The following is a 25,075-nucleotide window of genomic DNA, read 5'->3' as shown; positions in this document are numbered from 1 at the left end:
GAGCGAGCGACGCGAGCCGGCCCCGGGGCCGCGCCGCGCGGGCGGCGACCGGGTGCCCCGATGAGTGGCGGCTACGACCGCTGGCGCGACCCGGCGGAGCCGGCCTGGGTCGCCGAGCCGACCACCGAGTGGCACCCCCAGTTCCCGGGTCAGCGCTACCCGGGTGACATCGGCGTGGCGTACCTGGTCCCACCCGCCCAGCGCGGGCGGGCCGCCGTCGTCGGCCGCGCCGAGGTGCAGCCGGTCAGCCCCGCCCCGGACGACGCGTACCCGGTCAGCCCGGCACCCGACGAGCGGCGCGGGTACCCGGTCAGCCCCGCCCCCGGCGACCGGCGGGGCACGTACCCGGTGAGCCCCGCACCGGACGAGCGGCGCGGCACCCACCCGGCCAGCCCGACCCGGGAGGCGCGGCGCGGAACGTACCCGGTGAGCCCCGCCCCGGACGAACGGCGCGGCACCCACCCGGCCGGCCCGGTCCCGGACGAGCGGCGCGGCACCCACCAGGGCAGTGGTGACCGGCGTGGCGCCTACCCGGTCGTCGGCGCCGGGGGCGACCGGCGCGGCGCGTACCCGGTGATCCCCGGCCCCGGCGCGGGGCGCGGCGCGGACGACCGGCGTGGCCGGGACGACGCGGGGGTCACGCCCGACGGCCGCGACCGGCCGGCCTGGCCGGACCGGCGGGCCGACCCGGACCCGCGCGAGCGGCGGCCCCGGACGGACGGCCGTCCCGAGGACGGCCGGGCCGGCGACGACTCCCAGCGGCGCGGTCCGGCGCAGCCCGACCGCGCCGACCATGGACCCGGCCGGTTCGACCGGCGGGCCCCCGAATGGACGGTGGACCGCGACCGGGCCGGCTGGCACGGCGACCGGCACGACCCGCCGTGGGGCCGCGACTCGGGCCGGCGGACGGCGCCGCCGGAGGCCGTGCCCCCGCGGCCGGTCTCCCCCGCCCCGGAGCCCGGCTGGCTCCCCGAGCCCGACGAGTTCCCGCACCGCCCCCAGCCGCAGCCGACCGACCGCCGCCCCGAGGCGCCCACCTGGTCCGAGCGGCGGTGGAGCACGCCGACCGCCGACGGGCGGCCCGCCGCCGCGCCACGTGGCCCCCTGGACCGCCCGGAGCACGATGTCGACGGTCCGCCGCCGGCCCGGGAGCGCGACCCGCGCCGGGAGACCGCCGCCCGGGCCGAGACCCACCGGGACGCGCCCCCGGCGTCCCCCCGCGACGGCCAGCGCTGGTCGACCACGGATCCGCACCGCCCGGCGCCCGGCCAGCACGGCGACCCCCGCCCCGCGGGCCGGCCCGCCGCCGGCCCGCCGGACGACCGGCGGGACGACCACCGCTTCCCGGACGGTCCGCGACCGCGGCCCGACGCCCGCCTGACCGACGAGCGGCGAAACGGTCATCGCACCCCCGGCGACCTCCGGCCGCGGCAGGACGACCGGCCCGCCACCTACGCGCCCGACGAGCGCCGCCGGCACGGCGAGGCCGCCCCGCGCCCGCCCGAGCGACCCGCCGAGCACCGGAGCCGGACCGAGCCGGCCGGCCAGCGGCCGGACGACCACCAGCGCCCGCCGGTCGGCCGGGCCGCGCGGCCGGTCGACCCCGTGCCGCCCGGCCGGGACGAGCGGGGCCCCGCCGGGCCGTACCCGGGCGGTCCGCGGCACCAGCCGGCCGATGAGACCGCAGCCCGGTACGACGGCCGGCGGCCCGAGCCGGCCACTGCCCGGCCCGAGGACCGGTACCGACCGGAGGACCGGTTCCGGCCCCGTCCCGAGGACCGGCAGGCACACCCCGCCGAGCAGGGCCCGGCCCAGCCCGGTCCGAGCTGGCGTGCCCCGGTGGAGCCGGCCGCCCGCGTCCGGCCGGACGAGCCGCGGAGCCGTCCGGTCGAGCCCGCACCGAGCCGGTACGACGACGACCGACGCCCGACCGCCCGACCCGTCGCCGGCACCCGGCCCGACGACCGGCCGGTCGCCCCTACCTCCGGCCCACCGGTCTCGGGCGCACCCGGCTACCCGCTCCCCACCTCCGGCGTGCCCGGCTACCCGCTTCCCACCTCCGGCCCGCCGGTCTCCGGCCCGCCGGTCTCCGGCCCGCCGGTCTCCGGCCCGCCGGAGGTCCCGGTTGCCACCGAGCGGCCGGTCCCTGGCGACCGCGCTCCGCGCCCGGCACCGTCGGCAGCGCCGGCGCCGCGGCCGACCTCGGCGCCCCCGGCCGACGGGCCGCGCCCGCGGTTCCTCCCCGGGGAACCCCCCGCGACGGCGCCGCGGCCGAGCGATCGGCATTCCGCCGCCGACCCGTCCGCGCGCCCGGCGCCGCCGGCGTACCGCGGTCCGAGTGGCGAACCGGCCGCGCCGCGCCCGGACGAGCGGGGTGCCCGGGTCGCGGACGGCGCAGCCACCGTTCGGCCGCGCTCCGCACCGCCGGAGTACCTGCCGCCGGTGTCGGCGCCGCCCACTCCGCCGGCCCCGGTGTCCGGCCCGCCCGCCGCCCGCCCGGTCGCGGAGCCGGCGCCGTCCGCGTCACCGGCCCCGGTCTCTGGACCGCCGGCCCCGGTGTCGGCGCCGCCGGCTCCGGTGTCCGGGCCGCCCGCCGCCCGACCGGTTGCCGAGTCGCCGCCCGTGGCCGGCACCACGTCCTCCCCGGCCGGATCGGACACCACCGAGCCGGGCGCGGCCGCCCGACCGGCGGCGACACCGCCGCCCGGTCCGGCCGAGGTCGGCGAGGCGTGGTTCCGCCCGGCGCCGCCACCCGGGCCCCTGCCGCCCCCTCCGCCGCAGGTCAGCGCGCCGCCCGCCGGGACCAACCCAATTCCCGCGCCGGCCGCGACTCCCCCGCCGCCGGCTTTCGCGCCGGTCCGGCCGCCGCTGGACGAATCCGAACGGCCGGTGTCCGCACCCGCCGACCCGGCGCCGACCGCGCGGGAGGTCCGGCCCTCGGCCGGGTCTGAGTCGTGGTCCGCGCGCCCCGTATCGGCCCCGCCCACACACTCGGGCTCGGCCGCCGCGCCGGACTTCGCGTCGCCGGACCCGGTGTCGGCACCGCCCGCACCGCTCCCGGCGCCCGTCTCGGGACCGCCGGCCCAGGTCTCCGCACCGCCGGCCCGGTCCGGCCCGGAACTGCCGGCCCAGCCGGCGGCGCCGGCACAGCCCGGGTCCGCACCGCCGGCCCCGGCCTCCGGGTCCGTCCCGGGGCCACCCGCCCCGGACGCCTCCGCCCCGCCGATGCTCGCGCCAGCGGCCGAGTCCACCCGGCCCGTGTCCGCGCCACCCGCGCCGGCGGACGACTCCGCACGGCCGGTGTCCGGGGCGCCCGCGGCTTCGGGGGCGGCGGCCGCGGTGCCGGGAGCCGACACCACGACCGAGCCGGAACGGCCGGAGCCGCCGACCGACCCCGAGCAGGTGCTGGCCGCAATCCGCTGGCGGCTGGACCCGGAAACGCTGCGCGAGGAGGCACCCGACCCGGAGGAGCTGGGGGCCGTCCGGGACGGGCTCACCGCCAAGCTGGGCGTCGCCCTCGACAACCGGAGCCGGGCCCGGCTGCTCAGCCTCCGGTCGGTGGCGTCGCGGCTCCTCGGTGACCTGGACGACGCGCTCGCCGACGGTCGGCTCGCGGTGACGTACGCCGAGGCCACCGGCGAGTTGCGACGGACCGCGCTGGCGCGGGCGCGGCTCGCCCAGGTGCTGCGGTGGCGGGGTGAACACGCGGAGGCGGACCGGCTCTTCGCCGAGGCGAACTCCGCTGAGCTGCCCGACCGGTTGCGCGCGGCGCTGCACGAGCACGCCGGCCGGTCCTGCCTGGACCAGGGGCGGCTGATCGAGGCGTGCGACCACTTCGAGCGGGCCCTGGACCTGCGCCAGGGCGCGGATCCGGAACTCGTCGCGCGGACCGCGGTGGCGCTGGACGCGGTCCGGGACCGGGCCGCGGCCAGCGGGTTCGGCCCCTGGCCGCGCGAGCGCGAGGCGATGTTGGGCGGCGACCGTCCCCCGGTGCCGACCTTCGACGAGGAACTGGGGCTCTGGGGCTACGCCGACGCCGAGGGCAACCTGGTGATCGACCACCGGTACGCCGAGGCGCAGCCGTTCCGCGAGGGCATGGCCTGGGTACGCCGCCCCGAGGCGTCCCGGTGGGCGCTGATCGACACCTCCGGGGCGGGGCTCATCGAGGCGAACAACGGTTACCGTGCGGTGGGGTCCTTTTCCGCCGGCCTGGCCTGGGTGTCGATGGACGGCAAGGGCAACTGGATGGCGGTCGACCCGACCAACATCGTGAAGATCCCGCCGGGCTTCGAGGACGTCCGCCCGTTCCGGGGTGGCCTGGCGGCCGTCCGCCGGGGCGGCTGGGGCGCGGTGGACCGGAACGGCCAGCTCGTCGTCCCGACCCGGTACCACGGCTTCCCCACCGCGCTGACCGATGGCCGGTACGTGGACGGTTTCACCGACGAGGGCCTGGCCGTGGTGGAGCTGGCCGGCCGCCGGGGGGTGGTGGACCGCACCGGTCGGGTCGTGGTCGAGCCGGCGTACCGGGCGCTGGTGATCCACCCGGTGGCGTTCCTGGTCGGCGACGGCGCCGGGCGCTGGGGGGCGCTCGACCGGCACGGCGAGCCGCTGATCGACCCGGTGCACCCGAGCCCGGCCAAGGTGGTCGCGGAGATCGACCGGCTGCTCGCCGACACCAGCCCGGTGCTCTGAGGCGTGCCGTCCGGCACGCCGGCGCAGCGCGACCGGGTGACCGTGATCCGGCGGGACTAGGGTCGGGGCATGGAATTCCGACACCTAGGCCGTTCCGGCCTGCTGGTCAGCGAGATCTCGTACGGCAACTGGATCACCCACGGTTCCCAGGTCGAGGAGGACGCGGCGACCGCGTGCGTGCGCGCCGCCCTGGACTCCGGCATCACCACCTTCGACACCGCCGACGTGTACGCCGGCACCAGGGCCGAGTCGGTCCTCGGCCGGGCGCTCAAGGGCGAGCGGCGCGAGGGGCTGGAGATCTTCACCAAGGTCTACTGGCCGACCGGCCCGGGGCGCAACGACCGCGGCCTGTCCCGCAAGCACATCATGGAGTCGATCAACGGCTCGCTGGGTCGGCTCCAGACCGACTACGTGGACCTCTACCAGGCCCACCGGTACGACTACAGCACCCCGCTGGAGGAGACGATGGAGGCCTTCGCCGACGTCGTGCACTCCGGCAAGGCGCACTACATCGGTGTCTCGGAGTGGAAGGCGTCGCAGCTCCGCGAGGCCCACCAGCTGGCCCGTGAGCTGCGCATCCCGCTGGTCTCCAACCAGCCGCAGTACTCGATGCTGTGGCGGGTCATCGAAACCGAGGTCGTGCCCACGAGCGAGGAGCTGGGGGTCGGCCAGATCGTCTGGTCGCCGATGGCCCAGGGCGTGCTCTCCGGCAAGTACCTGCCGGGTCAGCCGCCGCCGGCCGGTTCCCGCGCCACCGACGAGAAGTCCGGTGCGGGCTTCATCGCGTCCTGGCTGACCGACGAGGTGCTGACCCGGGTGCAGCGGCTCAAGCCGCTGGCCGAGCAGGCCGGGCTGACCATGCCGCAGCTGGCCATCGCGTGGGTCCTGCAGAACCCGAACGTGTCGTCGGCGATCGTCGGCGCGTCCCGCCCGGAGCAGGTGTACGACAACGTCAAGGCCGCCGGCGTCAACCTCGACGCCGACCTGCTCAAGGCGATCGACGAGATCGTCGAGCCGGTCACCGAGCGCGACGCGGCCAAGACCGAATCCCCCGCCCAGCGCCCGTAACGCCCGCACCGAGTCGATCTGGGGCCCGTCGTTGCCTGCTGATCTCCAGCGGCGGCGACGAGCCCCAGATCGACGAGGCGACGGTCAGCCCTGCCAGAAACGGATCAGGTCGAAGCCGGCCGAGTAGAAGGCGGGGGGCAGGCCCAGGAAGTCGGCGATCGCGAAGATCGCGCTGAAGAACCAGCCGCCGATCCGCGGGCTCCACAGCAGCGCAAAGAGCAGGATGAAGCCGTACGGCGCGAAGAGGTCGTAGGTGCGCCGGTGCGCCGGGCTCAGCCACGGTTGGATCATGTTGCCGCCGTCCAGGCCGGGCACCGGCAGCAGGTTGAGCACGCTGGCGGTGAGCTGGAGGAACGCCAGCAGGCCCACCCCGGCCCAGAACTCGATCGAGCCGCCGGTGCCGAAGCCGATCCGCAGCGCCGCCACCAGCACCAGGGTGAACAGCACGTTGGTGGCCGGGCCGGCGAGGCTGACCAGGGTGTGCCGCAGCCGGCCGGGGATCGCGTGCCGGTCCACCCAGACCGCCCCGCCGGGCAGGCCGATGCCGCCGAGCAGCACCACCAGCACCGGCAGCACGATCGACAGCAGCGGGTGGGTGTACTTGAACGGATTGAGCGTCAGGTAGCCCCGGTGCGCGATGTCCCGGTCCCCGGCCCGGTAGGCGACCACCGCGTGGGCGTACTCGTGCAGGCAGAGCGACACCAGCCAGCCGGAGACGACGAAGAGGAACACGTCGAACCGGACGTTGCCGTACCGCTGCCAGGCCAGCACCCCGCTGGTCACGAAGAGCGCGACCAGGGCGAGGAAGACCGGGCTGGGCCGGAACGCCGCCCGGGGCACGCCGAGCACCAGTGGCTCGCCGGGCCGGTTGTAGCCCATCACTCGGCCGGGGGCAGCAGGCTCATCCGGTACTCCACCCGGTCGTCCTCGACGAGCGCGACGGAGGTGACGCCGGACGCCGCGAGCTCCCGCCAGACCTGGCCGATCCACGACTCGGCATCCGCCTGGCTGGGGAACGACTCCGCCGGTCCCTCGACCGACTGGCCGTCCGTGCCCTCGTACCGCCAGCTCCACGCCATGCCGCGTCTCCCCTCGCCGCCCGTCGTCCCTCTGGGACGGAAACCTCCGCAAGCGTAGTCGGCCGATCGCGGGACGGCCCGGCCGACCATGGTCCGGACGGCCCACCGGGTGGATCAACGAGGTCGCCGCCGGCCGGTACGGTGACGCGGTGCTGACTCAAGGAGTGGTGCTCAGCGATCGCTACCTGCTGGGCGAGCGGATCGCGACCGGCGGCATGGGGGCGGTCTGGCGCTGCACCGACACCCTGCTGGGCCGGGAGGTGGCGGTGAAGGTGCTGCTGCCGTCGCTGGTCGCCGACCCGGAGTTCACCACCCGCTTCCATGCCGAGGCGCGGATGATGGCCGCGCTGCGGCACCCCGGCATCGTGCAGGTCCACGACTTCGGCTCGGCGACGCTCGCCGACGGCAGCCAGGTCAGCTACCTGGTGATGGAGTACGTCGACGGCGAGCCGCTGGTGACCTGGGTACGCCGCGCCGGCCGGCTCGACCCGGCCTCGACGATGTCGGTGGTGGCGCAGGCCGCCCGGGCGCTGCACGCCGCCCACCTCGCCGGGATCGTCCACCGGGACGTCAAGCCGGGGAACCTGCTGGTCAAGCGGGACGGCAGCGTGGTGCTGGTGGACTTCGGCATCGCCCGGTCCACCACCATGGCGGGGATCACCGCCGCCCACATGGTGCTCGGCACCGCCTCCTACATGTCGCCCGAGCAGGCGGCCGGCCAGCCGGTCTCGGCGGTCACCGACGTCTACGCGCTCGGCGCGGTCGCCTACTACTGCCTCGCCGGCCGCCCGCCGTTCGAGGGCGAGAACCCGCTCCAGGTGGCGCTGCGGCACGTCCAGGACGAGCCCGCCCCGCTGCCGCCGGGCACGCCGCCCGCGGTGCGGGAGGTGGTACGCCGGGCGCTGGCCAAGCGCCCCGCCGACCGGTACCCGGGCGGGGCCGCGATGGCCGAGGACGCCCGGGACGCGACGCTGGCCAGCGTGCCGGTGCCACCCCGCCCGCCGTGGGCGGTGCCGGGGCCCGCCGTCGCCGGCCCGGCCGCGCCGCCGACCCCCACCCCGGCGCCGCCGACCGAATCGCCGTCGACCGGCCAACCAGCGGGAGCACCGGCCGGACCGCCGTCGACCGGCCACCCCACGGGAGCACCCGCCGGGCCGCTGTCGGGTCAGCCTGGCGGTCCGGGTGCCCACCCCGGGCAGCCGGGCGGCGATCCCGCGGTACGGCCCACCGCCCCGCCCCGCGCCGCCGCAGCCGGCGGTCCACTCTCCGCGCCGCCGGCCCACCCCGGCGGGTACGGGCCGCAGCAGGACCGGCACGCCGGTTCCGGCGTCCCGCCCACCCGGGAGGAGCCGTCGAGTGGCCCCCGGGGGGCGGAAGCTGGCCCTGGCGGGCGCGGCGGGCGTCGTGCTGGTCGCGCTGGTGACCCTGGTCGCGGTGGCGGCGCTGCGCCCGCCCGGCGGGTCCGAGCCGCCGGAACGCCGGGCCGCGCTGACCGGGGAATCGGCGCTCGCCGCGCCGGGGCAGCCGTCGGCGGCGGCCACCGGGGACACGCCGGGGGCGACGCCGAGTCGCACCGGCCGCGCCACCCGGCCCCCGTCGACCGCGCCGACCCGCTCGACGGACCCGCTGACCGTTCCGACGATCGGCCCGTCGGCGACCCGCCCGGCCGGCGGCACGACCGGGTCGCCAAGGCCGTCCGGCACGACCAGCGCCCCTGAGAAGCCCAATCCGTACACCGCAGGGCAGGCGTGCGGCAGCGGCTACCAGGTGATCGGCTCGGCGGCGCTGACCGTGTCCGGGACTCGCCGGGGGCGGGTCTACCTGCTCTACAACACCGCCAGCGGCGCCAACTGCGTGGTCACCCTCAAGGACACGGACGTCGGCCGGGCCACCACCGTGTCGGCGTACCTGGAGGTGCAGGGGAAGACCCGCCAGACCGACAGCGGCGCGTTCGAGTAATACGCCGGCCCGGTCCGGGCGGGCGCCGCCGGGGCCTGCGTGAAGTGGGGCGGCGCGGTCGCCGGGGCCAGCTACGGCAGCCCGTTCGAGCACTGCGGCTGAACCGGGCCGCCCCGGCCCGCCGGTACGTCGTCCGCCGGCCGGGCCGCGTCCGGGGCGGCGGGCGGCGGTCCGCCGGACGGCCTTAAGGTACGGGCATGTCCGTTGACGGGTGGAACACGCTCCTGGTGCTCGGCGGTATCCGGTCCGGCAAGTCCGAGTTCGCGGAATCGCTGGTGGCCGACGCGCCGACGGTCCGCTACCTGGCCACCGCGCAAGCCGGCGATCCGGAGGACACCGAGTGGGCCACCCGGCTGGGGGCCCACCGGGCCCGCCGGCCGGGCAGCTGGACCACCGAGGAGACGGCGGACGACCCGCGCCGGCTGGCCGACGTCATCGCCACCGCCGGGCCGAACGAGACGCTCCTGGTCGACGATCTCGGCGGCTGGGTGACCGTGCTGCTGGACCCGGCGCACCAGCCGGCCGACGACACGGCCACCGTGACGGAGCTGGCGGCGGCGATCCGGGCCAGTGCCGCGCGGATCGTGCTGGTCAGCCCGGAGGTCGGGCTCTCCCTGGTGCCGACCACTCCGCTCGGCCGGGCGTTCACCGACGCGCTCGGTGCGGCCAACCGGGCGGTCGCCGACGCCTGCGACGCCGTGGTGCTGGTCATCGCCGGCCAGCCGAGCTGGCTGAAGCCGACCGCCGCGCCGCGGGCCGCCGTGCCCGCGCAGGCAGGCCCCGGCCAGGCCGGCGAGCCGGCGCCGGCGGCGACCAACGGCGCCCCGCCGACCCGCCCCGCCGGGGCACCGGAGGCCGCGCTGCCGGAGGTGTTCACCCCGGCCGTGGCGCCCACGCCGACCCCGGCGCCGGCGGAGGAGAGCGCGGCCTGGGCGGCGCCGACCATGGCCCTGCCGATGGTCGCCACCGGGCTGGTCATCCAGCCCGGCATGGAACTGCCGATGCCCGACGACTACGCCGGCCCGCAGGCCGTCGACCGGCTCGCCACCCTGGACGTGCCCGGCGCCGGGCTCGGTGTGCTGGAACGGGTGGTGGGCTTCGCCGGCGCCACCCAGGGCACCGCCACCCCGGCACCCTGGAGCTCGGTGCGGGTGCTGCTGCTGCACGGCGACCACGCCGGCGGCGCCGCGGCCGGCGCGGTGCCCGGCGAGTCCGCCCGCCGCGCCCGGCAGGCCCGCGCGGGCCGGGGCGCGCTGGCCCGGCTGGCCGCCGAGAGCGGCGCCAGCCTCCAGGTGGTCGAGGCGCCGGCCTCGGCACCGATGGAGGACGGGCCGACGCTGACCGCCGACGAGGTGGAGTCGGCTCTGCGGTACGGCTGGCGGCTGGCCGAGCAGGCCGCCGACGCGGGCGTACAACTGCTGGTGCTGGCGGCGTGCGGCGCCGGCACCGAGGCGGCCGCCGCCGCGGTGCTCGCGGCCACGGCCGGCGCGGAGCCGCCGGCGGTGCTCGGCCGCGTGGTCACCGAGGCCGGCGAGATCGACGATGCGGCGTGGATGGTCCGCTGCGCGGCGGTCCGCGACGCGCTGCACCGCACCCGCCGCTCTCCGCGGGAGGCCAAGGACGTGCTGGCCGAGCTGGGCGGCGGGGACATCGCGGTGGCGACCGGCGTGCTGCTCGGCGCGACCGCCCGGCGGGTGCCCGTGCTGCTCGACGGGCCGGTCGGGGTGGCCGCCGGCATGGTCAGCCGGGATCTGGCCGGGCAGGCCCGGCACTGGTGCCTGCTGCCCGACCACGGCGGGCAGCCGGCGGTCCGGCTGGCCGCCGACGTGCTCGGCCTGACCCCGCTGCTGGACCTGCGGCTCGGCCTCGGCGAGGGCGCCACCGCGCTGGCCACGCTGCCGCTGCTGCGCTCGGTGCTGGCGCTGGCCGCCACCCTGCCGGTGCACCCGTCGCTGGGTGGCGAGCCGGAGGACGACGAGGAGTTCGTCGAGCCGGAGCCGGCCGGGCCGGGACCGACCACCACCGAGCCGGAGTTCGCCGAGCCGGAGCCGGCCGGGCCCGGACCGACCACCACCGAGCCGGAGTTCGCCGAGCCGGAGCCGGCCGGCCCGGGACCCACCACCACCGAGCCGGACGAGCGGGTCGCCGTGCCGGAGTCCCCCGGTCGGCGTGCCGACTGAGTCGCGGCTCGCCGACGGCGTCCGACTGGCGGTCACCACCTTCACCACGCTGCCGCTGCGCACCGGCCAGGTCGACCGGGCCGCGGCGGGCCGGGCGATGGCGCTCGCCCCGGCGGTGGGCGCGCTGCTCGGCGCGCTGCTCGCCGGCGTGCTGCTGCTGACCGCCGCGCTCGCTCCCCCGCTGGTCGCCGCCGGGGTCACCGTCGGCCTCGGCGCGCTGCTCACCCGGGGCCTGCACCTGGACGGGCTGGCCGACACCGTGGACGCGCTGGGGTCGTACCGGCGGGGCGCCGCCGCGCTGGAGATCATGAAGAAGCCGGACGTCGGCCCGTTCGGGGTGGTCGCCCTGGTGGTCGTACTGCTGCTCCAGACGGCGGTGCTCGCGGAGCTGGCCGGGCGGTCCTGGCCGGCGGCGCTCGCGGGCGTGGTCGCCGCGACCGCGGCGGGCCGGCTCGGCGTCGCGGTGGCCTGCCGGCGCGGCGTCCCGGCCGCCCGGCCGGAGGGGCTGGGCGCGCTGGTGGCCGGCACGGTGGGCCCGGTGGCGCTGGTCGTCGGCACGGCCGCCGTCGCGCTGCTGGCGGCACCCGCGGTGCCGGATCGCCCGTGGCAGGGGCCGCTCGCCGTCGGCGCCGCCCTCGCCGTCGAGACCGGGCTGCTCCGGCATGCGGTACGCCGGCTCGGCGGGGTCACCGGGGACGTGCTCGGCGCCACCGTGGAGATCGTCACCACGCTGGTCTACCTGGGACTGGTGCTGTCCGGCTGAGCGCGGCACCTCCGGCCGGGTAGCGTTCGTGAACGACAGCACCGGCGTGGTCGATGGGGGACGGCATGCTCATCACGGACGACTTCCTGCCCGTACCCGTGCCGGAGTCGCTCGACGCGACCTACCTGGTGCCCATCAAGGGGCTGCCGAAGGTCAGCCCGAAGACGGCCGTGGCGGCGCTCGCCGGGCGGCTCGCCGAGCCGGTGCACGGCCTGGCGAAGCAGATGCTCGACAGCCCGCTGATGACGGTGGACACGCGGTCGATCGGCGAGTTCCCGGAACTGCCGCCGGACCTGCTCACCGCGTTCGGCGCCACCGAGGCCCAGCTGGCCCGGCTGGCCGCCGCGACGCACCTGGTGGTGGTGCAGGCGGAGTACCGGCCGGGCTGGCCGCCCGCGCACGAGTGGGCGGCCCGGGCGGTGGCCGCCGCGGTGGCCGAGACCGTCGGCAGCGACGTGGTGGACGTCTTCGGCCTCCAGTTCCTCGACCCGGCAGCGGCGCTGCGCTCGCTCCCCGACGCCCAGGGCCGCATCCGGCTGGTCGACTGGGTGCTGGTGCCCTACTCCTCGGACGCCGACGGGCTGTGGTTCACCACCAAGGGGCTACGCCGGTTCGGGCTGCTCGAACTCCAGGCGCAGGGGGTGCCGGACCACCTCACCCGGGCCTGGGGCGCGGTGATGACCGGCGCCGCCCGGCGGCTGCTGCGGGACTGGACCGACGGGCTGGCCGGCGAGGAGGTGCCGGCGTTCGTGCAACTGCCGGTGCTGGCTACCGTGACCGGCCACGACATCGCGGTGGCGTACGGCAACCCGGAGCAGCACGGGGCCACCGCGCCGGTGCTGCTCCGGCTGGAGCTGGACCCGGCCACCGACCCGGACGCGGACTCGTTCCTCAGCCTGCGGCCACCGCCCGGCCACGCCGGGCCCGCCGGACGCTACTTCGCCGCCGCCTGCGCCACGCTCTTCGCCGGCATCCAGCCGGACGTCCGGTACGCCCGCCCCGGCGACGCGATGAGCAAGGCGATCGCGACGGCCCGCGCCGGCCTGGGCGACATCCGGGCCCGGTTCCTGGCCGGTCAGCTCCCCGCCGAGACCCAGCTCGTGGTCAAGTACGGCCTGCCCGGCGACGAGGGCCCCGAGTTCGTCTGGGCCGGGGTGACCTCCTGGGAGACCCCGGAGCGGATCGTCGGGGTCAGCGCCAGCGACGCCGCGACCGACCCGACCGTGCGGATCGGCGCCCCCGTGGTCGTCGAGCCGACCGACCTCGTCGACTGGGCCCTGCTCGACGGCACCGGCGTCATCGAGGGCGGCTGGACCCAGGCCGTCCTCGACGCCGGCGACCACCCCACCTCGGACTAACCCCCGAGTGGGGTGGGGTCACCTGACCGAGGGGGTGACGAAGGGGGGACGGGCGACGGTCATCTGGGCGCGCCGGCCACGGATGTCGACCTCGACCACATCGCCATCGGCCAGCTTCGGGTCGGTGTCCAGCAGGGCCAGGGCGATGCCCTGCTTCCTCGTGGGCGAGAAGGTGCCGCTGGTGACGGTGCCGACCCGGGTGTCACCGGCGTAGACGGCCATGCCGGGACGCGGGATGGCCCGGTCGACCGCCGCCAGGCCGCGCAGCGTACGGCGCGGACCGGCGGCCTTCTCCGCGAGCAGCACGTCCCGGCCCCAGAAGGCCGGCTTGTCCCAGCCGACCGCCCAGCCGGAGCGGCCCTGCACCGGGGTGATGTCCGGCGACAGGTCCTGCCCGTGCAGCGGGTAGCCCATCTCGGTGCGCAGGGTGTCCCGGGCGGCCAGCCCGCAGGCCCGCAGCTCGTACGGCTCCCCGGCGGCGAAGAGCGCGTCCCAGACGGCGACCGCGTGGGCCGCCGGCACGACCAGCTCGTAGCCCAGCTCGCCGGTGTACCCGGTCCGGCACACGGTCAGCCCCACCCCGTCCAGGGTGGCGGTGGAGAAGCTCATGTAGCCGTGTTCGGTGGGCAGGCCCAGCGCGCCGAGCAGCTCCGCCGAGCGCGGGCCCTGCACGGCGAGGACGGCGTACGCCCCGTGCTCGTCGCTGACCTCGACCCCGGTCGGCGCGGCGGCGCGCAACCGGCGCACCACCTCGGCGGTGTTCGCCGCGTTGGGAATCAGGAAGACGTGGTCGTCGGCGTGCAGGTAGGCGATGATGTCGTCCACCACGCCGCCGGTGGCGTCGTCGCAGCACAGCGTGTACTGCGCCTGGCCGACGGCGATCCGGCCGAGGTCGTTGGTGAGGCAGGCGTTGACGAAGCCCGCGGCGCCGGGCCCGGTGATCCGCGCCTTGCCCAGGTGGGAGACGTCGAAGACGCCGACTCCGGTACGCACCGCCGTGTGCTCCTTGAGCACGCCGCCGCCGGCGTACTCCAGCGGCATCTCCCAGCCCCCGAACGGGGCGAACTTGGCGCCGAGAGCGGTGTGCCGCTCGTGCAGCGGGGAACGGCGCAGCCGGGTCGCGGCGGCGTCGGAGGTCACTTCGGTCATGGGTGGAAACTTACCGGGGCCCGACATGCTGGTTAGCATCGGCGGGACCCGTCAGCACGATCGACGGGACGCACCCGACGTCCGGCGGGTAGGTTGCCGCCGGAGACCTTCATCGCCGGTACGCCAACCCGCGACCGGCCCGGCCCGCCCGGAGTAGCTTCAGTGACATCGCCCAGCACCACCCTGAGCCTGGTCGACACCGACCCCGCCGAACTCGCCGTCGATGCCATCGTGATCGGCGTGCACAGCCAGACCGGAGGGCAGGACGCCACCAGCGGACCCGCCGGCAAACTGCTGCTGGCCAGCGGCGCGGAGAGCATCGCCGCCGCGTTCGACGGCAAGCTGACCGAGACGCTGGCACTGCTCGGCGCGACCGGTGGCCCCGGCGAGGTGATCAAGCTGGCCACCCTCGGCACCGTCACCGCCCCGGTGGTCGCCGCCGTCGGCCTCGGACCGGAGCCGACCGGCGCCGCCCCGGCCCCGGAGATCCTGCGCCGGGCCGCCGGCGCGGCGGTGCGCGCCCTCGCCGGCGCGCCGCGGGTGGCGCTGGCGCTGCCGCTGCCCGACGACGCCGACGCCCCGGCCGCGCTGCGCGCCGTCGCCGAGGGCGCGCTGCTCGGCGGGTACCGGTTCGCCGGTTACAAGACCAAGCCGCAGCCCACCCGGCGGGAGCCGGTGGCCGAGGTGCTGGTGTCGGTGCCGGACGCCGCCGACCGCGCCGCCCAGGCGGAGATCGCCCGGGCGCAGACGGTGGCCGGCGCGGTGCGGCTCAGCCGCGACTGGGTGAACACCGCCCCGAACGAGCTGCGTCCCCCGTCGTTCGCCGACGCGGTGGCGGCCGCCGCCCGGGACGCCGGCCTCGGCGTGGAGGTGCTGGACGAGGCGGCCCTGGCGGCCGGCGGGTACGGCGGCATCCTCGCCGTCGGGCAGGGCTCGGAGGCCCCGCCGCGGCTGGTCAAGCTGACCTACACCCCGTCCGGCGGCGGGTCCGGCAAGCGGGTGGCGCTGGTCGGCAAGGGCATCACCTTCGACACCGGCGGCATTTCGATCAAGCCCGCGCAGGGCATGTGGGAGATGAAGTCCGACATGGCGGGGGCGGCGGCGGTCGGCGCGGCCATGCTGGCGATCGCGGCGCTCAAGCCTTCGGTGGCGGTGACCGGGTACCTGCCGATGGCGGAGAACATGCCGTCGGGCACCAGCTACCGGCCCGGTGACGTGATCACCATGTACAACGGCAAGAAGGTCGAGGTGCTCAACACCGACGCCGAGGGCCGGATGATCCTTGCCGACGGGATCGCGCGGGCCTGCGAGGATGGCGCCGACTACCTCTTCGAGACCTCCACCCTGACCGGCGGCCAGGTGATCTCGCTGGGCAAGAGGATCGCCGGCGTGATGGGCAGCCCGGAGCTGTGCGAGCGGGTGAAGGCGGCCGGCGAGGCGACCGGCGAGCCGGCCTGGCCGATGCCGCTGCCGGACGACGTGCGCAAGGGCATGGACTCCGACGTCGCGGACATCTCGCAGGTCAACGCCGGCATGGACCGCGCCGGTCACATGCTCCAGGGCGGGGTCTTCCTGCGGGAGTTCGTCACCGACGACGTCGCCTGGGCGCACATCGACATCGCCGGGCCGGGCTACCACTCGGGCGAGGCGACCGGCTACTTGACCAAGGGCGGCACGGGCGTGCCGGTCCGCACCCTGGTCCACCTGGTCGAGGACGTCGCCGCCAACGGCTGACGGGTACCGGACAGCACGACGGGGCGCTCCCTGCGGGGGCGCCCCGTCTTCGTGCCCGGGCCTCAGAACAGCTCGGGACGGCGCTTGCGGCGTTCGTTGTAGTCGCGCATCCGTTGCGGGTAGCCCATCAGCCGGACGTCGTAGATCGGGATGGCCAGCTTGCGGGCCAAGCGCCGGGCACCCTCCGGGCCGTCGATCCGCCGCCGGGTCCACTCGCCGTCGTCGGCGATCAGCATGACGGTGGTCTCGGTGACGGTCGTCCGCGGCTCGATGTACGCCTCGACGCCCCGCCGGGTGCGGACGAAGTTCTCCAAATGGTCCAGGTCGGCGCGGTCGGCGACCCGGTCACGGCTCGCCACGCTCGTCCGCTTCCGTCGACGGAACAGCCCCACCGGACCATCTCCTCCCCCGCGCACTATCGAAGACGGTGCCAAGCGTACGTGTCCGTGACGTGTCGTTGGGCACCTCAGTACGCGCCCTCGGGCTCGGAGTGACAAGATGACCGAGGTGGGGTCTGTTCCGTGTCACCCTGCCGTGACCCCCGATGCAGCGACGCGACCTGGGAGTTGGACGTGAGCGAGCCGAACGAAGCGACCTTCGACATCGTCATTCTCGGAGGTGGCAGCGGCGGCTACGCGGCGGCGCTGCGTGCCGCCCAGCTGGATCTCTCCGTCGCGCTCATCGAGAAGGGCAAGCTCGGCGGGACCTGCCTGCACAACGGCTGCATCCCCACCAAGGCGCTGCTGCACGCCGCCGAGATCGCCGACCAGACCCGCGAGTCGGAGCAGTTCGGCGTGAAGGCCGAGCTGGTCGGCATCGACATGGCCGCGGTCAACTCGTACAAGGACGGCGTGATCTCCCGCCTGTACAAGGGCCTGCAGGGCCTGGTGGGCAGCGCCAAGAACATCACCTTCGTGGCGGGCGCCGGCAAGCTGGTCGGCCAGAACGTGGTCGAGGTGGACGGCAAGCGCTACACCGGCCGCAACGTCATCCTGGCCTCCGGCTCGTACGCGAAGAGCCTGCCCGGCCTGGAGATCGACGGCGAGCGGATCATCACCAGCGACCACGCGCTGACCCTCGACCGGGTCCCCGCGTCGGTGATCGTGCTCGGCGGCGGCGTGATCGGCGTCGAGTTCGCCAGCGTGTGGAAGTCCTTCGGGGTGGACGTGACGATCGTCGAGGCGCTGCCCCGCCTGGTCGCCGCCGAGGACGAGGAGTCGTCCAAGGCGCTGGAGCGGGCGTTCCGCAAGCGTAAGATCAACTTCAAGGTCGGCAAGCCGTTCGAGAAGGTCGAGAAGACCGAGAAGGGCGTCAAGCTGACCATCTCCGGCGGCGAGACCGTCGAGGCCGAGCTGCTGCTGGTCGCCGTCGGTCGCGGCCCGAACACCGCCAACCTCGGGTACGAGGAGCAGGGCGTCAAGATGGACCGCGGCTACGTGCTGACCGACGAGCGGTTGTGCACCAGCGTGCCGAACGTCTACGCGGTCGGCGACATCGTGCCCGGCCTCCAGCTCGCCCACCGCGGCTTCCAGCAGGGCATCTTCGTCGCCGAGGAGATCGCCGGCCAGAACCCGGCCGTGATCGACGAGGCGGGCATCCCGCGGGTCACCTACTCCGACCCTGAGCTGGCGTCGGTCGGCCTGACCGAGGCGAAGGCCAAGGAGCAGTACGGCGACAAGGTCAAGACCTTCAACTACAACCTCGGTGGCAACGGCAAGAGCCAGATCCTCAAGACGGCCGGCTTCGTGAAGGTGGTCCGCCTGGAGGACGGTCCGGTGGTCGGCGTGCACATGGTCGGCGCCCGGGTCGGCGAGCTGGTCGGGGAGGCGCAGCTCATCTACAACTGGGAGGCGTACCCGGCCGAGGTGGCGCAGCTCCTGCACGCCCACCCCACGCAGACCGAGGCCCTTGGCGAGGCGCACATGGCCCTCGCCGGCAAGCCGCTGCACTCGCACGCCTGATCACGACAACCGCGGCGTCCGGCGACGGGCGATGATCCCACCACGGGAATGAAGGAGTCTGGAGAACATGCCGGTATCGGTCACCATGCCCCGGCTCGGCGAGAGCGTCACCGAGGGCACCGTCACGCGCTGGCTCAAGCAGGAGGGCGACACCGTCGAGGTCGACGAGCCGCTGCTCGAGGTCTCGACCGACAAGGTCGACACCGAGATCCCGTCCCCCGCGGCGGGTGTGCTGAGCCGGATCGTGGTCGGTGAGGACGAGACCGCCGAGGTCGGCAGCGAGCTGGCCGTCATCGCGGGCGAGGGCGAAGAGGCCGGCGCGGCCGCACCGCAGCCGGCCGCCGGGCCCGCCGCCGAGCCGACGGCCGCCGCCGAAGGCACGGGTCCCGAGCCCGAGCAGGAGAAGCCCGCCCCGGAGCAGCCGGCGGCCCAGGCCGCTCCGGCGCCATCCGGCGAGGGCACCCCGGTCAAGATGCCGGCCCTGGGCGAGAGCGTCACCGAGGGTACGGTCACCCGCTGGCTCAAGCAGGTCGGCGACACCGTCGAGGTGGACGAGGCGCTGCTGGAGGTCTCCACCGACAAGGTCGACACGGAGATCCCGTCGCCGGTCGCCGGCACCCTGCTGGAGATCAAGGTCGCCGAGGACGAGACCGCCGACGTCGGCGCCGACCTGGCGATCATCGGTGCCGCCGGCGCCGCGCCGGCCGAGGCGAAGCCGGAGCCCAAGCCCGAGCCGAAGCCCGAGCCCAAGCCGGAGCCCAAGCCGGAGCCCAAGCCGGAGCCCAAGCCCGAGCCCACGCCGGAGCCCAAGGTCGAGGAGCCGACCCCGGGCCTGTCCTACAACGAGCCGGCCGCGGAGGCCGAGGTGGCGGCGCAGCCCGCGAAGGCCGAGCAGGCCGCCCAGCCGGCCGCGCCGACCCCGACCCCGCAGCGCCCCTCCGCCCCGGTGCAGGGTGGCGGCGAGGAGGCGGCCGGTTACGTGACTCCGCTGGTGCGCAAGCTGGCCAGCGAGCACGGCGTCGACCTCTCCTCGGTCAACGGCACCGGTGTCGGTGGCCGGATCCGCAAGCAGGACGTGCTGGAGGCGGCCGAGAAGGCGAAGGCCGCCAAGGCCGCGCCGGCCGCCCAGCCGGCCCCGGCCGCCGCGGCGCCCGCCCCGGCCAAGCCGGCCGCGAAGCCGCAGCCGAGCGGCAAGCGGGGCACCACCGAGAAGCTGACCCGGATCCGCACGGCGATCGCCAAGCGGATGCAGGAGTCGCTGCACGAGATGGCGCAGCTCACCACGGTGATCGAGGTGGACGTCACCAGGATCGCCAAGCTGCGGGCGCAGGCGAAGGACTCCTTCCAGCAGCGGCACGGCGTGAAGCTGTCGTTCCTGCCGTTCTTCGCACTTGCCGCCGTCGAGGCGCTGCAGGCGTATCCGATCGTCAACGCCCGGATGGACCTGGCGGCGGGGACGATCACCTACCCGGACGCGGAGCACCTCGGCATCGCCGTGGACACCGAGCGCGGGCTTCTGGTGCCGGTCATCCACAACGCCGGCGACCTCAACCTGGGCGGCATCGCCAAGCGGGTCGCGGACCTGGCCGAGCGCACCCGGACCAACAAGATCAGCCCCGACGAGATCACCGGCGCGACCTTCACGCTGACCAACACGGGCAGCCGGGGCGCGCTCTTCGACACCCCGATCGTGCCGTCGCCGCAGTCGGCGATGCTCGGCACGGGTGCCGTGGTGAAGCGTCCGGTCGTGGTGAACGACCCGGAGCTGGGCGAGGTCGTCGCGGTGCGCTCGATGGTCTACCTGGCCATGTCGTACGACCACCGGCTGATCGACGGCGCGGACGCCGCCCGCTTCCTGGTCGCGGTCAAGGAGCGGCTGGAGGCCGGCAACTTCGAGGCCGAGCTGGGTCTGTAGACCCGGGGGAACGCCCGGAAAGGGGGGCGCGCGGCTCACGCCGCGCGCCCCCCTTTCGCCATCTCGGGCGGGGTCAGCCCCGCAGGTGCTCCTCGGAGACCTGCCAGAGCCGCTCCGCCGCCTCCGGGTCCAGCGCGTACGGGGCGTATCCGGTGCGGGTGCCGGGCTGGTTGGGCCCGGCCTCCTGGCAGTCCTCGAAGTACCGTCCGCCGACGCCATCGAGCAGCGGAGAGGCGGCGACCAGCACGGAGGTCGCGGCGCCCTGCTCGGTGTCCTTCCAACTGGGCATCGTCTCGCCCCCGCTCTCGGCTCGCAGCCGGGCGAGGTCCTCGTCGCTGATGTAGCGCTGGAGGTTGGTCCGGATCGCCCCGGGCATCAGGGCGTTGCTGAGAATGCCGTCGTCCGCCCAGCGCCGGCTGACCTCCACCGCGAAGAGCACGTTCGCCGTCTTGGACTGCCCGTACGCCGCCCACGGCTCGTACGGCCGCTGATGGAAGTGGATGTCCTCGAACACCACGGGCGAGCGCAGGTGCGCCGACGAGCTGACCGAGACGATCCGGGCGCCCCCGGCGGCGGCCAGGGACCGGCGCAGGCCGGTGGCCAGGGCGAAGTGGCCGAGGTGGTTGGTGGCGAACTGCATCTCCCAGCCCTGCGCGGTGCGCATCTCGGGCGAGGCCATGATGCCGGCGTTGTTGACCAGGATGTGCAGCGGCCCGTCCCAGCTGCGGACGAAGTCGGCCACGGACGTCAGGTCGGCGAGGTCCAGCGGGGCCACCAGGACGTGGTCGTTGCCGGTGGTACCGGCGATGTCGGTGGCGACCTGCTGGCCGGCGTCGACGTTGCGGACGGCGAGCGTGACGTCGGCTCCGGCGGCGGCGAGCGCGCGGGCGGTCTCCACCCCGATCCCGGACGCGCCGCCGGTGACGATGGCCCGGCGGCCGGTGAGGTCGAGGCCGCGCACCACCTCCACGGCGGTGGTCTCGCGGGAGAACGGCGTGTTGACAGGTGTGCTGGTGGTCATGATCCATCCTTGTCGGTGGCGACGCGGACGCCAGGTCCGGCCGCTACGATGAGAATCGGAGGATCCTCCGTTACGGTCGAGACTAAACGGAGGAGACTCCGCTTGCCAACCCGACCGCGCTCCGGCCGGTCACTCGAAGGAGGCGACGTGCCGGACACCGGCCCCCGACCGCTGCGCGCCGACGCGCTGCGCAACCGGCAACGCCTGCTGGACGCCGCCGTACGCGCGTTTTCCCACGACGGGCCCGAGGTAACGCTCGACTCGATCGCCAAGGACGCCGGGGTGGGCATCGGCACCCTCTACCGGCACTTCCCCACCCGGGAGGCACTGATCGAGGCGGCCTACCGCAACGAGCTGACCAAGCTCTGCGACGCCGCGCCGGACCTGCTGGCCACCCTGCCGCCGGATCGGGCACTCCGGGCCTGGATGGACCGGTTCGTCGACTACCTGTCGACCAAGCGGGGCATGGCCGACGCGCTCCGACTCGCCATCGCCTCCGGCGCCAACCCGTACGCGCACAGCCGCGACCGCCTGCTGGCCACGCTCGACCTGCTGCTGGCGGCGGGCGGCGCGACCGGCGCCGTACGGGGTGACGTCGCGCCCGCCGACGTACTGGCCGGGCTGAGCGGGATCTCCCTGGTCGCCGGCGAACCCGACCAGCGCGAGCAGGCCAGCCGGCTGCTCGACCTGCTGATGGACGGCCTGCGGCAGCGCACCGGCTGAGCGATTCGCCGACCGGAGCCGACCGCCGCTGAAAGACTCGACCGGTGGGCGGCACTCGGGGGCGTGGCTGGTTGGGCCCCGCCGTCGCGGTCGCCCCCGGCGCCCGGGTGGACCGGTTCGAGGTCTTCTTCGACCTGGTCTTCGTCTTCTCGTTCTTCATCATCACCCGGGCCACCGCCCTGAACATCAACGGCACCAACCTGCTGCACGCGCTGCTGGTGCTCGCCGTGCTCTGGTGGTCCTGGGTCGTGCACAGCGTCGTCGCCACCCGGGTCCGGCTCGGGGAGGGCTTCGTGCCGGTGCTCATGGTGGCCGGCATGGCCGCGCTCTTCACCTTCGCGCTGGCGCTCCCGCAGGCCTTCCGCGATGCCGGGGAGAACGCCGCCGGCCCGATGGTGGCGGCGGGCAGCTACGTGGTCATCCGCCTGGTGCACCTGGCGCTCTACCTGCACGCCGTCCGGGACAGCCCGAACGAGCGCCGGCAGCTCAGCCGGTTCGCCCCCGAGCTCGCCCTGAGCACCGTTCTGCTGCTCGGCGCCGCGCTGATCCCGGCCCAGATCGACGACTCCGGCCGGGCCTCGATGGTCCGCGACGGGCTCTGGGCAACGGTGGTGGTGCTCCAGTACGGCACCGGGCTGATCGCGGGCACCTGGGGCTGGGGCGTCACCTCCGCCGAGCACTGGACCGAGCGGTACGACCTGATCCTGATCATCGCCCTGGGTGAGTCGGTCATCTCCGTCGGCGTCGGCAGCAACCTGCTCGGCCAGCCACCGAGCTGGCCGGCGGTGGCGGCCGCCGTCCTCGGCATCGTGTTCACCGCCGCGCTGTGGTGGGCGCACTACGACTGGGTGGGCCCGGCCGCTCGGATCGCGCTGCACGCCACCCAGGGACGACCCCGGGTGGCCATGGCCCGGGACGCGTACGCGTACCTCTACCTGCCGATGATCGCCGGGATCATCCTGTTCGCCCTGGGCGCCGAGGGGATCGTGCACCAGATCGCCGATCCGCACATCCCGCTGGCCGAACGCTCCCACGGTCCCAGCGCGGCGCTGCTGTTCGGCGGGGTGATCTGCTACCTCTGCGGAAACATGCTCTTCCAGCTCCGCACGCTGCACACGCTGTCCTGGATCCGGGTGGGCACGGTGCTCCTGCTCGCCGGGAGCATCCCGGTCGGCGCGCGGCTGCCCGGTCTGGCCACCCTGACCCTGCTGACCGTCATCTGTGTGGGGCTGGTCGTGGTGGAGGTGGCGACCATGGGTGAGGCCCGACGCGCCCTGCACGAGCTGGTCTTCGCCGAGCGGACCACGCACGAGGCGAGCGAGGCCGCGTACCGGGCGCGCTGGCACGAGCCGGCGCCCGACGAGCCGTCGACCTGACCGGGGCGGCGCGGGCGGCGAGCGGGTATGGTCCGGCGCAGCGTCGCGGTGCGCCCGGCACGAAGACCGCCGTGGGCATGGAGGCGCGGGACAGCAGGGGACCATGTGCACCCATCCCACGAGCCGGGCGGGCGGCTGACCGCCCTCGGCAACCAGTTGATCGAGATCCACCTCTGGCTCCGCGAGGAGCTGGCCCGGCTGCGTACCGGCCTGGACTCCCCCGGTGGGGACGCCCGACCGCCCCGCGCGCTGCGAGCCCACTGCCTGGCCTTCTGTGCGGCGCTCGACCGGCACCACACCGGCGAGGACGGCGGCGCGTTCCGGGTCCTCGCCGAACGGGAGCCGGCGCTGCGCCCGGTCCTCGCCGAACTGGCCGCGGACCACCAGGTGGTGGCGGGCATCCTGCGCCGGGTCGAGGACCTGGTCACCGGCCGGGCCGGCGGCCGGGACGTGCGCGCCGAGCTGGACGGCCTCGCCGCCCTGCTGGAGTCGCACTTCAGGTACGAGGAGAAGAAACTCGTCGCGGCGCTGAACCGCGAGGCGGGCGGCACCGTGGAACTGCTTGTCGAGCCGCCGGGCCCGCCGCCGCTGTCGACGTGATCGGCCCGGAACTGGCCGGCCGACGCGGGGGGCCGTGGGATTCGCCGGTCAGCAGAATCGGTGCTCCGGGCTGGTTTCCGCGCCGCGGACGCCGGATGCTGAGCCGATGGTGATCTTTTCCGTCCAGGCCCGTCCCGCCGACGCCGCCGGCTGGCTCGACCTGGCCCGCCGGGTCGAGGCCGCCGGCTTCGACGCCCTGCTCGCCGCCGACCATCCCGGCCACGGCGCGTCGCCGTTCGTCTCGCTGGCGGCCGCCGCGGCGGTGACCTCGACGCTCGGCCTCGGCTCGTACGTCGCCAACGCCGGCATCCGGGAGCCGATCCTGCTCGCCACCGACGTGGCCACCCTGGACGTGGTCTCCGGCGGGCGGGCCCGGCTCGGCATCGGCGCCGGACACACCCCGGCCGAGTGGCGGGCCGTCGGGCGCGAGCGGCCCGACGTCGCCGCCCGGGTGCGCCGCTGCGTGGCGGTCACCGAGGCGGTCCGCGACCTGCTGGCCGGCGAGGAGGTCACCGTGGACACCCCGGAGCTGGTCGCGCACGCGGCCCGGATGGGCGGCCTGCGACCCGTCCAGGACCGGGTGCCGCTGACCATGGGTACGGCCAACTCGACGCTGCTGCGCTGGGCCGGCGCGCACGCCGACGTGGTCGGCCTGACCGGTTTCGGGCGTACCCTCGCCGACGGCCACGCCCACGACGTGCGGTGGCGGGCCGAGCAGCTGGAGGCGCAGCTTTCGCACGTGGCGGCCGGGGCCGCCGGCCGGGTCGAGCCGCCCGCGCTGGAGGCCCTGGTCCAGCAGGTGGTGGTGACCGACGACGCCGAGGCTGCAGCCGCGAAGACGGCCGCCGACACCGGCCTGATCGTCGGCGAGCTGCTGGCCACCCCGTTCGTCCTGATCGGCACGGCGGAGGAGATCGTCGCGGCGGTCGCGGCCCACCGGCGCCGCTGGGGCATCACTCGCTTCGTGGTACGCACGGACGCCGTCGACCAGCTCGGACCACTGCTTCCCCGGCTGGCGCAGCTCTGATCGCACCGCTGGCGAGGCAGCCACAGTCGGGTAGCTGAAAGATCGTTGACCTGGCGATCGACCACGCTCACAGTCAGGGTGTCAGTGGGAAGGTGACACCCTCATGCACATCGAGATCGCTGATCGCGCGGATCTCGATCGGGCGGAGACGCTGGTCTCGTTGCTCCGGCGCCCCCACCTCGACCGGGTCACCGTCACACTGCCCGGGCTCGACGCGACGGAGCGCGAGCGTACGGCAGCGATCATCCGCCGGCTGTTCAACGACTGCGGCTGCGACTGGGGTGCGTTGGCCCTCGTCACCGCCGTGGCCGGCGTCCTCGTGGTCGGACCGAGCGGCGGCCCGGCCGTCGCCGCGGCCGTGCTCGGCTGCCTCGCGGCGGCGGTCGCCGGCAAGCTCCTCGGGCTGTCCTGGAGCCGTCGGCGCCTGCTGCTACGACTGCGCGCGCTGCGCGCGGTCTCCTGACTCGGAG

Annotated in this window: 19 protein-coding genes and 1 pseudogene; 15 read left to right on the top strand and 5 right to left on the bottom strand. The window is 75.6% G+C overall.

Annotated features, from left to right (window positions below; all coding sequences use genetic code 11):
* The first annotated feature begins 60 nt into the window (after positions 1-60).
* On the top strand, positions 61-4,692 hold the full coding sequence (locus tag I8N68_RS32755; RefSeq protein ID WP_234039309.1) for a WG repeat-containing protein: 4,632 nt from the start codon (positions 61-63) through the stop codon (positions 4,690-4,692).
* Positions 4,693-4,761: 69 nt separating this feature from the next.
* On the top strand, positions 4,762-5,760 hold the full coding sequence (locus tag I8N68_RS10140) for an aldo/keto reductase family protein (RefSeq protein ID WP_200209647.1): 999 nt from the start codon (positions 4,762-4,764) through the stop codon (positions 5,758-5,760).
* Positions 5,761-5,844: 84 nt separating this feature from the next.
* Here I8N68_RS10140 and I8N68_RS10135 read toward each other — a convergent pair whose 3' ends face one another.
* Both I8N68_RS10135 and I8N68_RS10130 read right to left on the bottom strand, forming a co-directional pair.
* Positions 5,845-6,639 carry a site-2 protease family protein gene (locus I8N68_RS10135; protein WP_200209845.1) on the bottom strand — a complete coding sequence of 265 codons (795 nt, stop codon included), beginning with the start codon at positions 6,637-6,639 and terminating at the stop codon, positions 5,845-5,847.
* Complete coding sequence (locus I8N68_RS10130; RefSeq protein WP_200209646.1) at positions 6,639-6,839, bottom strand: hypothetical protein; 201 nt, start codon at positions 6,837-6,839, stop codon at positions 6,639-6,641. The genes I8N68_RS10135 and I8N68_RS10130 overlap by 1 nt, the downstream gene beginning before the upstream one ends.
* Positions 6,840-6,988: 149 nt before the next feature.
* Here I8N68_RS10130 and I8N68_RS10125 point away from each other — a divergent pair.
* The 5 genes and pseudogenes from I8N68_RS10125 to I8N68_RS10105 all read left to right on the top strand — a co-directional run.
* Positions 6,989-8,323, top strand: a pseudogene (locus I8N68_RS10125) (serine/threonine-protein kinase); the annotation flags it as partial.
* A gap of 283 nt (positions 8,324-8,606) precedes the next feature.
* On the top strand, positions 8,607-8,798 hold the full coding sequence (locus tag I8N68_RS10120; protein ID WP_200209644.1) for a hypothetical protein: 192 nt from the start codon (positions 8,607-8,609) through the stop codon (positions 8,796-8,798).
* Positions 8,799-8,995: 197 nt separating this feature from the next.
* Positions 8,996-10,978: a bifunctional adenosylcobinamide kinase/adenosylcobinamide-phosphate guanylyltransferase gene (locus I8N68_RS10115; RefSeq protein WP_200209643.1), complete on the top strand. Its 1,983-nt coding sequence runs from the start codon at positions 8,996-8,998 to the stop codon at positions 10,976-10,978.
* Positions 10,968-11,741, top strand: a complete 774-nt coding sequence (gene cobS, locus I8N68_RS10110) for an adenosylcobinamide-GDP ribazoletransferase (RefSeq protein WP_200209642.1) — start codon at positions 10,968-10,970, stop codon at positions 11,739-11,741. The genes I8N68_RS10115 and cobS overlap by 11 nt, the downstream gene beginning before the upstream one ends.
* 65 nt (positions 11,742-11,806) lie before the next feature.
* Positions 11,807-13,099 (top strand): DUF2314 domain-containing protein, encoded by a 1,293-nt coding sequence (locus I8N68_RS10105; protein WP_200209641.1) that lies wholly within the window; start codon positions 11,807-11,809, stop codon positions 13,097-13,099.
* Positions 13,100-13,117: 18 nt separating this feature from the next.
* Here I8N68_RS10105 and gcvT read toward each other — a convergent pair whose 3' ends face one another.
* Entirely contained in the window at positions 13,118-14,248 is a 1,131-nt protein-coding gene (gene gcvT, locus I8N68_RS10100; RefSeq protein ID WP_200209640.1) for a glycine cleavage system aminomethyltransferase GcvT, read from the bottom strand.
* A 162-nt stretch (positions 14,249-14,410) separates the two neighbouring features.
* On the opposite strand from gcvT, the gene I8N68_RS10095 reads away from it, so the two are divergent.
* Positions 14,411-15,982 (top strand): leucyl aminopeptidase, encoded by a 1,572-nt coding sequence (locus I8N68_RS10095; protein WP_200209639.1) that lies wholly within the window; start codon positions 14,411-14,413, stop codon positions 15,980-15,982.
* A 62-nt stretch (positions 15,983-16,044) separates the two neighbouring features.
* On the opposite strand, the gene I8N68_RS10090 is transcribed toward I8N68_RS10095, so the two are convergent.
* On the bottom strand, positions 16,045-16,374 hold the full coding sequence (locus I8N68_RS10090; RefSeq protein WP_200209638.1) for a hypothetical protein: 330 nt from the start codon (positions 16,372-16,374) through the stop codon (positions 16,045-16,047).
* Between the two features lie 180 nt (positions 16,375-16,554).
* Here I8N68_RS10090 and lpdA point away from each other — a divergent pair, with 180 nt between their 5' ends.
* Entirely contained in the window at positions 16,555-17,943 is a 1,389-nt protein-coding gene (gene lpdA, locus I8N68_RS10085; protein ID WP_200209637.1) for a dihydrolipoyl dehydrogenase, read from the top strand.
* Between the two features lie 67 nt (positions 17,944-18,010).
* Positions 18,011-19,858, top strand: a complete 1,848-nt coding sequence (gene sucB, locus I8N68_RS10080; protein ID WP_200209636.1) for a 2-oxoglutarate dehydrogenase, E2 component, dihydrolipoamide succinyltransferase — start codon at positions 18,011-18,013, stop codon at positions 19,856-19,858.
* Between the two features lie 73 nt (positions 19,859-19,931).
* Here the strand turns inward: sucB and I8N68_RS10075 are convergent, their stop codons facing one another.
* A complete protein-coding gene (locus tag I8N68_RS10075; protein WP_200209635.1) occupies positions 19,932-20,879 on the bottom strand; it encodes an SDR family NAD(P)-dependent oxidoreductase in 948 nt (315 codons plus the stop codon).
* Positions 20,880-21,026: 147 nt separating this feature from the next.
* Between I8N68_RS10075 and I8N68_RS10070 the strand changes: the two genes are divergently transcribed.
* From I8N68_RS10070 to I8N68_RS10050, 5 genes are all read left to right on the top strand, one after another.
* Positions 21,027-21,602 (top strand): TetR/AcrR family transcriptional regulator, encoded by a 576-nt coding sequence (locus I8N68_RS10070; RefSeq protein WP_200209634.1) that lies wholly within the window; start codon positions 21,027-21,029, stop codon positions 21,600-21,602.
* Positions 21,603-21,646: 44 nt separating this feature from the next.
* Positions 21,647-22,978, top strand: a complete 1,332-nt coding sequence (locus tag I8N68_RS10065) for a low temperature requirement protein A (RefSeq protein ID WP_200209633.1) — start codon at positions 21,647-21,649, stop codon at positions 22,976-22,978.
* Positions 22,979-23,083: 105 nt separating this feature from the next.
* On the top strand, positions 23,084-23,578 hold the full coding sequence (locus I8N68_RS10060; protein ID WP_307812739.1) for a hemerythrin domain-containing protein: 495 nt from the start codon (positions 23,084-23,086) through the stop codon (positions 23,576-23,578).
* Positions 23,579-23,684: 106 nt separating this feature from the next.
* Positions 23,685-24,605, top strand: a complete 921-nt coding sequence (locus tag I8N68_RS10055) for an LLM class flavin-dependent oxidoreductase (protein ID WP_200209627.1) — start codon at positions 23,685-23,687, stop codon at positions 24,603-24,605.
* A 103-nt stretch (positions 24,606-24,708) separates the two neighbouring features.
* Positions 24,709-25,068: a hypothetical protein gene (locus I8N68_RS10050; RefSeq protein ID WP_200209626.1), complete on the top strand. Its 360-nt coding sequence runs from the start codon at positions 24,709-24,711 to the stop codon at positions 25,066-25,068.
* Positions 25,069-25,075 lie beyond the last annotated feature (7 nt).

Origin of the sequence: Micromonospora coerulea, assembly GCF_016598485.1 — a bacterium.
Classification (GTDB): Bacteria; Actinomycetota; Actinomycetes; order Mycobacteriales; family Micromonosporaceae; genus Micromonospora; species Micromonospora coerulea.
This window is presented reverse-complemented; position numbering and strand designations above follow the sequence as displayed.